This is a genomic window from Lysinibacillus macroides, from assembly GCF_001281525.1.
In the GTDB taxonomy this organism is placed as follows: Bacteria; Bacillota; Bacilli; order Bacillales_A; family Planococcaceae; genus Lysinibacillus; species Lysinibacillus macroides.
Window position 1 is genome coordinate 1 of sequence record NZ_LGCI01000004.1, and the last position, 6,954, is coordinate 6,954.

At 34.0% G+C, this 6,954-nt stretch carries 7 protein-coding genes; 4 read left to right on the forward strand and 3 right to left on the reverse strand.

The window, feature by feature from the left end:
* The first annotated feature begins 227 nt into the window (after positions 1 to 227).
* Complete coding sequence (locus ADM90_RS24615; protein WP_152927962.1) at positions 228 to 512, forward strand: hypothetical protein; 285 nt, start codon at positions 228 to 230, stop codon at positions 510 to 512.
* A gap of 96 nt (positions 513 to 608) precedes the next feature.
* On the opposite strand, the gene ADM90_RS02940 is transcribed toward ADM90_RS24615, so the two are convergent.
* Positions 609 to 1,052, reverse strand: coding sequence for a hypothetical protein (locus ADM90_RS02940; protein WP_053993576.1), 444 nt, complete (start codon positions 1,050 to 1,052; stop codon positions 609 to 611).
* Positions 1,053 to 1,390: 338 nt separating this feature from the next.
* Between ADM90_RS02940 and ADM90_RS02945 the strand changes: the two genes are divergently transcribed.
* From ADM90_RS02945 to ADM90_RS02955, 3 genes are all read left to right on the forward strand, one after another.
* A complete protein-coding gene (locus tag ADM90_RS02945) occupies positions 1,391 to 1,636 on the forward strand; it encodes a recombinase family protein (protein ID WP_053993577.1) in 246 nt (81 codons plus the stop codon).
* Between the two features lie 59 nt (positions 1,637 to 1,695).
* Entirely contained in the window at positions 1,696 to 2,136 is a 441-nt protein-coding gene (locus ADM90_RS02950) for a recombinase family protein (protein WP_268766602.1), read from the forward strand.
* A 519-nt stretch (positions 2,137 to 2,655) separates the two neighbouring features.
* Entirely contained in the window at positions 2,656 to 4,929 is a 2,274-nt protein-coding gene (locus ADM90_RS02955; RefSeq protein ID WP_083448442.1) for a phage/plasmid primase, P4 family, read from the forward strand.
* A gap of 533 nt (positions 4,930 to 5,462) precedes the next feature.
* Here the strand turns inward: ADM90_RS02955 and ADM90_RS02960 are convergent.
* Positions 5,463 to 5,801: a hypothetical protein gene (locus ADM90_RS02960; protein WP_053993578.1), complete on the reverse strand. Its 339-nt coding sequence runs from the start codon at positions 5,799 to 5,801 to the stop codon at positions 5,463 to 5,465.
* 4 nt (positions 5,802 to 5,805) lie between these two features.
* Entirely contained in the window at positions 5,806 to 6,171 is a 366-nt protein-coding gene (locus ADM90_RS02965; RefSeq protein WP_053993579.1) for a hypothetical protein, read from the reverse strand.
* Positions 6,172 to 6,954 lie beyond the last annotated feature (783 nt).

Genomic DNA, 6,954 nt, shown 5'->3' on the forward strand with positions numbered 1-6,954 from the left:
CGTGTACTGGAAAACAGAAAACTGGGACGTTCTGCAGACTACGGCATACTAAGAGAACACGATAAACAACTATATATAGCAGCTAAAAGGGCAATGGACCAAATTCATTCAGAATTAGGACATGGCAAGAATCGCTGGGCGTTAGCTATGCGCTACATGGGTGATTAACGGAATATTTTTTAGTTACTTAAAATATAAAATAAAAAGTAACTAAAAGAGGTGAGCCTATGAATACAAGTGTCTGCGAACGTTGTGATAGTAGTATTAATGTGACAATTATTTATGTTGATGAAATACCTGTGACGTATTGCAAAGTCTGTAAAATGTCTTTATTTAGTAAGAAAAGATCTGTGGGACGTCCAAGCATAGGGATAACTAAAAAAGTCTCTTTAACACTTACAAAGGATGATTGGGAGCAATTTGATGCACAGGCGAAAAGTAATCGTTCACTTTTTTTACGAAAAATAATTGTAAAAGCTTTGAACGAAGAAGATTCAAGTGAAAATAGATAGCTTTATATAAGCTATAACCGTGATAAATAATGGCCATAGAAAAAAGCCGCGAAAAGTTGACGTACCAACATTCATGGCTTTTTTTTCAAGAGTGACTTAATCTAATTGTTCGATTTTTTCAATTTCTATTAATGCACTTTTTAATTGTTTAATCGCTAAACTTATACCTTCTATCATTTCAATATCCATTTCTGTTAATCCAGTTCCTTCGTGTGCAGTAACACCTAAAATCTGTTGTTGTAAATAATCAATTGATTCCTTAAGTATATCTTTACTGATTCGCATTGGACTTTTAGAAGAATGGGCCATATAAGTACCACGTTTAATACGTTCAATTCCATTCTCCACTTTTAAAAATCGATTAAGTGCTCCTACGATAGCTCCACGAGGGGCTTCTTTTAAAACAGAAACCAAATGGTTTTCTATTTCATTGCGTTCGAATGAAAAAGAAGTTTCTTCATCAGGAAGAGCTTCTAATCTTTTTGAAATGTAACTATTAGCTGCTTCCAAAATTATTGGAGCCCAAGCTTGTTCTGACATAAAAAATATCCCCTTATTATAACACATATTTAGTTTTAACTTAGTTATAGTTTGTTAAATGAAGTTGCAACTAGTTAAAACGTGTTATAACTGAATAATAAACTAATTGTATTTTTTTTTCAAGCTTTTATTTTTTCATTAATCTATCTGACAAGACCACAAGACCCCTAAATTAAGTAACTTTTTATTTGTCTTTTAAACAATCGTTTTATGTTCATTTTAGGAAAGAACAAATCAATAGCTTTTATAGCTATAAAATGTCCTTGTTATTGTACATAAAACCGTCTATACTGTTTTTATATAATCGGTATGGAAATAAAGACAAATGAAGGATGTTCATGGCAAATAGAATGATTGGCTATTGCCGAGTAAGCACAGATGAACAAAACTTAGAGCTGCAAGAGGACTCACTAGCTCGCTACGCTGCCGAAAAGGACTTAGAGCTAGTTTTATATACAGAAAAGGTTACAACCCGGAAAAATGACCGTATAGAGCTTCAAAATGCAATGAAAGCTGCTACAAGTGGTGACGTATTTGTTGTTTACAAATTAGATCGGCTTGCTAGATCAACTCGATCAACATAACCTCGACACAGGTTAGAAATAGCATTTGGTCTTACATCTGCTAATTCCGCTAATTGAGATTGAGTCATAATGACCGTATAGAGCTTCAAAATGCAATGGAAGCTGCTACAAGTGGTGACGTATTTGTTGTTTACAAATTAGAGCGGCTTGCTAGATCAACAAAAGAGCTTTATCAGTTGACTGATAAACTTCAAAAGAAAGGCGTTCAATTTGTTAGTATCAACGATCAACTTGATACAACTACTCCGACTGGAAAGGCTATGTTCGGAATGCTAGCTGTTTTTGCAGAGTTTGAACGAGATGTCATTCAACAACGTACTAAGGCAGGGTTAGAGGCTGCTAGAAAACGTGGAAAACTATCGGGTAGACCTAAAGTAAGCGATAAGACAAAACGTAAAGTACGAGCATTATTTACAGCTGGAGAAAGTGCTAGTGATATTGCAAAAGAATGTGATATAGCTCGTAGCACCGTTTACAAAATTTTAAACGAAGAAGATTAGACTGTCGTATTTTGCGAATTAGTTTGAAATGTAAGAAACATAGATTTAGAATTAAAACCAAGATATAGCAAAAAGAGAATAAAAAAAGAGCACTCACAGCAGTGTCCTGGCAGACATTAAAAGTTGTAGGTGCGCTCTAATTTTATTTGGTTTGTGTTGCAGTTAGTTAAAGTATAAGATTTTTGGCGGTTTTATACAATAACTAAAACCATGAGACGTACACTTATTTATTCTTGGCGGAATAAATAATGGTGCTGCTTTTCTATATATAAAACTAGCTCAAAGCCTTTTATAGCAACGTAGTTAGCCCTTTATATATGCTAAAACATAGCACCGTCTATGGTTATCTTAAACGAACTGTGACCACATTTCAAGTATCGAAAAAGAAGTAATGACACGAGTATTGTTGTTTTTTTTGCAATATTTTTATCATATTTCAAGAGCGCATCTTCACTTACTGCTTGTAAGTATGGTGCGCTATTTTATTCTCTCTAACAACAACAGAGAGAAGGAATACAAATGACACTATTAATTGATGCAGTTATAACAAAACCAAATTTCGATGACATCCCCAATAAATTAAAAAAGATTCCACAGTGGGTTGTCTGGAATAGCCGAAAGCGTGAAAAAAAAGATGGAGGTTACTACCTATCCAAAGAGCCAGTAAGCATTAATAATGATTTCGGTTTTAAGTGGGATAACGAAAATAATCTATGTACCTTCCAAGAAGTGCAAACGGCTTATAACAATGGTAACTTCAACGGAATAGGATTCGTACTATTCCCAAAAGATAAATTAGTTTGTATAGACATTGATGATTTGGAAAATGTAAATGATTTACCACCTGAACTACACAATCTAACACTTCATTCATACGTTGAAAAATCACCTAGCGGGAATGGTTTACATTTATGGATTGAAGGAGAGAAACCAGAATGGGTCGGCACCAAACAAAATGGAATTGAATTTTTTGGTGGTCAAACAAAGTTCATCACTGTTACTGGAGACAAATTCAACAACGCTGCCATTATGTCTAATCAAAAATTGATTGATATGATTGCAGAACGATATTTTGAAAAACCTCAAAATAAAAGAAATGTACGACCAATAGGAAACGGCAATACATTAAACGATAGTGAATTATTAGCCAAAATGTTTGCGTCCAAAAACGGCAAGATCATTAGAAATCTTTGGGATGGAAATATAGAGGGCCATAACAACGACGATTCCAGTGCAGATATGGCACTTGCTAACCATTTAGCTTATTGGACAAATGGTGATTTCACACGTATTCACAACCTAATGTGGCAATCAGCGTTGGCAAGAGATAAGTGGACTAAACACCCTACTTACCTTGCAATGACAATCGAGAAGGCAGTAGCTAGCACTACAAATACTACACCTATTGTCCCTACACAAACAAAAGAGATACAGAAAGAAACAGTTACACTTGAACATGTTGAACTAGGTAACAAAAAGTCATGGTGGATAGAAAACGCAAATGGAACAAAATCGTTAAAACATAAAATTCTAGCAGAGGAAGTTTTGAAGGATTTTTTCATAGTGCGTTATCCAACAGCACACAGCGACTTATATTATTACAACAAGAAAAAAGGCATTTATGAGCAAGACACTTCAGGTAGACAGATAAACGCTATAATTCGAAGTAAAGACGATTTATCACGTTCACAGGTGAAAGAGGTTCACGAATACTTAGCTGATATGTCACCAGTAGTTAATAGTATTGCCCAAGATTATATCGCTGTAGAAAATGGCTTGTTAAACCTCTCTACTTTCGAGTTAGAGCCATTTAACCCTGGTGTATTTTTAATAAAAAAAATCCCAACTGCCTATAACCCTTATGCTTACAATGAATTTGTACAAAACACATTAAATAAAGTAACTGAAAATCATGAACCTAGCATCCGCAATATAGAAGAAATGTTTGCTTGTGTTATGTATCCAGAAGTATTAGTACCGAAAATGTTTTACCTATACGGACGCACTGCACATAACGGAAAATCATCTGTCCTAAATATGATTCACGAAACATTCGATAACAAAGGTGGCAACATCTCTGCTGTATCTCCACAAAGATTAGCCACAAACAATTTCGCTGGTTCTTCCATGTACGGTAAACTAGCAAATATTGTAGACGATCAACCAGACCAAGTTATTCAAGACAGTGGATTACTAAAGACAATTATTACTGGTGGTCGAATTGAAATTGAACGAAAAGGAAAAGATAGCGAAACTGTAAAAATGTCTACCGTTTGCATCACTGCAAGCAATTTTTATCCCAACTTCCGTGAAAGTGGGAATCAATTGAATAGAAGGCTACATATCATCCCATTCGAGCATAATTTTTCGAACGATCCGGATTGCATTTCTGATAAAGAAACAATGGAGATTCTGAAAAGTCAAAGTGCTAGGGAATATGTTTTGAAATTAGCGGTTACAGCATTAAAACGGATGTTATCAGCTGAAAATATTGCTCAAGATAACTTAACAAAAAATGAGAAATCAATTGAAGCAGCGCAATCCTTTGCAGAATACAGCGATCCACTAGCTGATTATTTCTTTGAATTCGACAAAGATTATTTTGAAAATCATGCTGGTAGCCGAGTCCTTCAAGATTATGAAAACTGGTGTAAAGATAATAGAGTCGCATATCCACTTGGCACAAGACGATTCAAAGAAGCCGTTTGTAACCAATACGACATGGAATGGAAAACAAAAAAAATAAAAATAAATGGTCAGTGGAAATCAGTAAAAGGTTTTAAAGCAAAGTAAAATAAAAATGGTAACCAAAACGGTAACCAAAATGGTAACCAAAATAGTAACCATCCAAACGCTTACTCTCTCAAGGGATAAGCGTTTTTTTGTGTGTTTTTTTAAAAATAAAAGGTAACCACATGAGTAACCACAGCGGGGCTTAGAGCCATAAGGATTTACTCTTTTATTTCTTCAAATGGTTACTAGGTTACCGTTATTTTTTCAGTTATTAAATTTAGGTGCGTTAACAAAGTCCTAATACTTAAGTAATAGGTATATTGTACATGTACCAAAATTTAATTAAAGTAAAAAAAATAGTAACCAGTAACCAAAATACACACAAAGCCTAGAAAGAGTAAGGTTTAAGGTGGTTACTGTGAGTTACTATATAGTAACCAAAATAGCGAAACCCCTTGTCCCTGTAGGGTTAGTGATGGTTACTACTTTTTATCTCATCAACAATAAAACAGTAACCACACACACCACCTGTGGGTTCTTGTGTATGCAAAAAAACACTTAGGGCCATTAACAGACCATAAGTGTTTCAAAATTCAATTCCATTTAAGTTCATTTAAGTAGCTTTCCAATTTAATTCGTTCAAGCTGTTTTAAGTCAAGGGGATTGACCATAAAATAACTTTCTTGGCCTACCTTAAACGAAAAATAATTCATATCTTTTAAAGCTCGGATTCTACGCCATGTAAAACAACTGAACGGTACAAGTATGTATTCTTCGTGTTCTGCAGCGCTTTCCATTAAATCCAGCAGATAGTAATGGAGATAATTTGATAATGATTTACTTAATACAGTTGGGTGCATACGATCTGGATTGTTGAACAAATATTTACGAGGGTCTTTTTCTTGATAATCGGTTGGATATAACTTGGCCATTTCTTTACCCCCTGTATCGGAATCTATATGGATTATATTGATAATTCCATTTCAGATACTTCGTATATTGTTGTAGCTTTTCTATTTCTGATTCTTCGAGTTCTGATTCAGGCAACATAAGATAACTTTTTGGGCCAACCTTAAATGAGAAGTAATTCTTTTTCTTTAAATAAACGATTCTTTTTCCTGATAAGCATTCATTGGGTATAATTATTTGATTTTTATGAGTTGCTAACATATCCATTTGTTCAAGTGCTGCAGCATAAAGAAAATTTGAAAATGAATCACTTATATGTGCTGGTGTTGCAATTCTTGTAAAAAGATATAAAAAGGCTCGTGGATCTCTTTTTCGATAATCATGCGGATACAATTTTTTCATTTCCTAAATTAAGTAACTTTTTATTTGTCTTTTAAACAATCGTTTTATGTTCATTTGATATTTATCAATATAATACACATCAACAATATTACCTTAATTTAAAAATCGATTAAGTGCTCCTACGATAGCTCCACGAGGGGCTTCTTTTAAAACACGGCGCAGAAATTAAAAACATATTAATGATATTTATCAATATAATACACATCAACAATATTACCTTAATATGGAATATGTATTGAAAGGGGTTTATTTGTTTTCTAAGGCTTCTTTAATTCGTATTTCATGTCTGTTTAGGTATCTTCTATGTTCATATTCTAAATGTGAAATGTCACTTTCTTGAATTGCTTTGGAACGTATCCACCTTTGTCGAAAAGTAAATTTTCAATTAAAAGTGATTGTGTTTTCCAAGTGGAATATTCATCGAACTCTTTTTTTAGATAGGTTTCTTCTTTTCTAATTCGAGCGAGTATCGGTATGGAAATAAAGACAAATGGAGGATGTTCATGAATATGTATTGAAAGGGGTTTATTTGTTTTCTAAGGCTTCTTGAGGACTCACTAGCTCGCTACGCTGCCGAAAAGGACTTAGAGCTAGTTTTATATACAGAAAAGGTTACAACCCGTAAAAATGACCGTATAGAGCTTCAAAATGCAATGAAAGCTGCTACAAGTGGTGACGTATTTGTTGTTTTTATGCTTTCCAGCTGTAAGGCTTCACATATTTTCTCTAAATGTTCAATCGACAATCGATCAACATAACCTCGACACAGGTTAG

What these genes read in the sequence shown, in the direction of transcription:
- ADM90_RS02955 (WP_083448442.1), top strand. Translation starts at nt 2,656, where the DNA reads ATGACACTATTAATTGATGCAGTTATAACAAAACCAAATTTCGATGAC.
- ADM90_RS02960 (WP_053993578.1), bottom strand. Translation starts at nt 5,801, where the DNA reads ATGGCCAAGTTATATCCAACCGATTATCAAGAAAAAGACCCTCGTAAA.
- ADM90_RS02940 (WP_053993576.1), bottom strand. Translation starts at nt 1,052, where the DNA reads ATGTCAGAACAAGCTTGGGCTCCAATAATTTTGGAAGCAGCTAATAGT.
- ADM90_RS02945 (WP_053993577.1), top strand. Translation starts at nt 1,391, where the DNA reads ATGGCAAATAGAATGATTGGCTATTGCCGAGTAAGCACAGATGAACAA.
- ADM90_RS24615 (WP_152927962.1), top strand. Translation starts at nt 228, where the DNA reads ATGAATACAAGTGTCTGCGAACGTTGTGATAGTAGTATTAATGTGACA.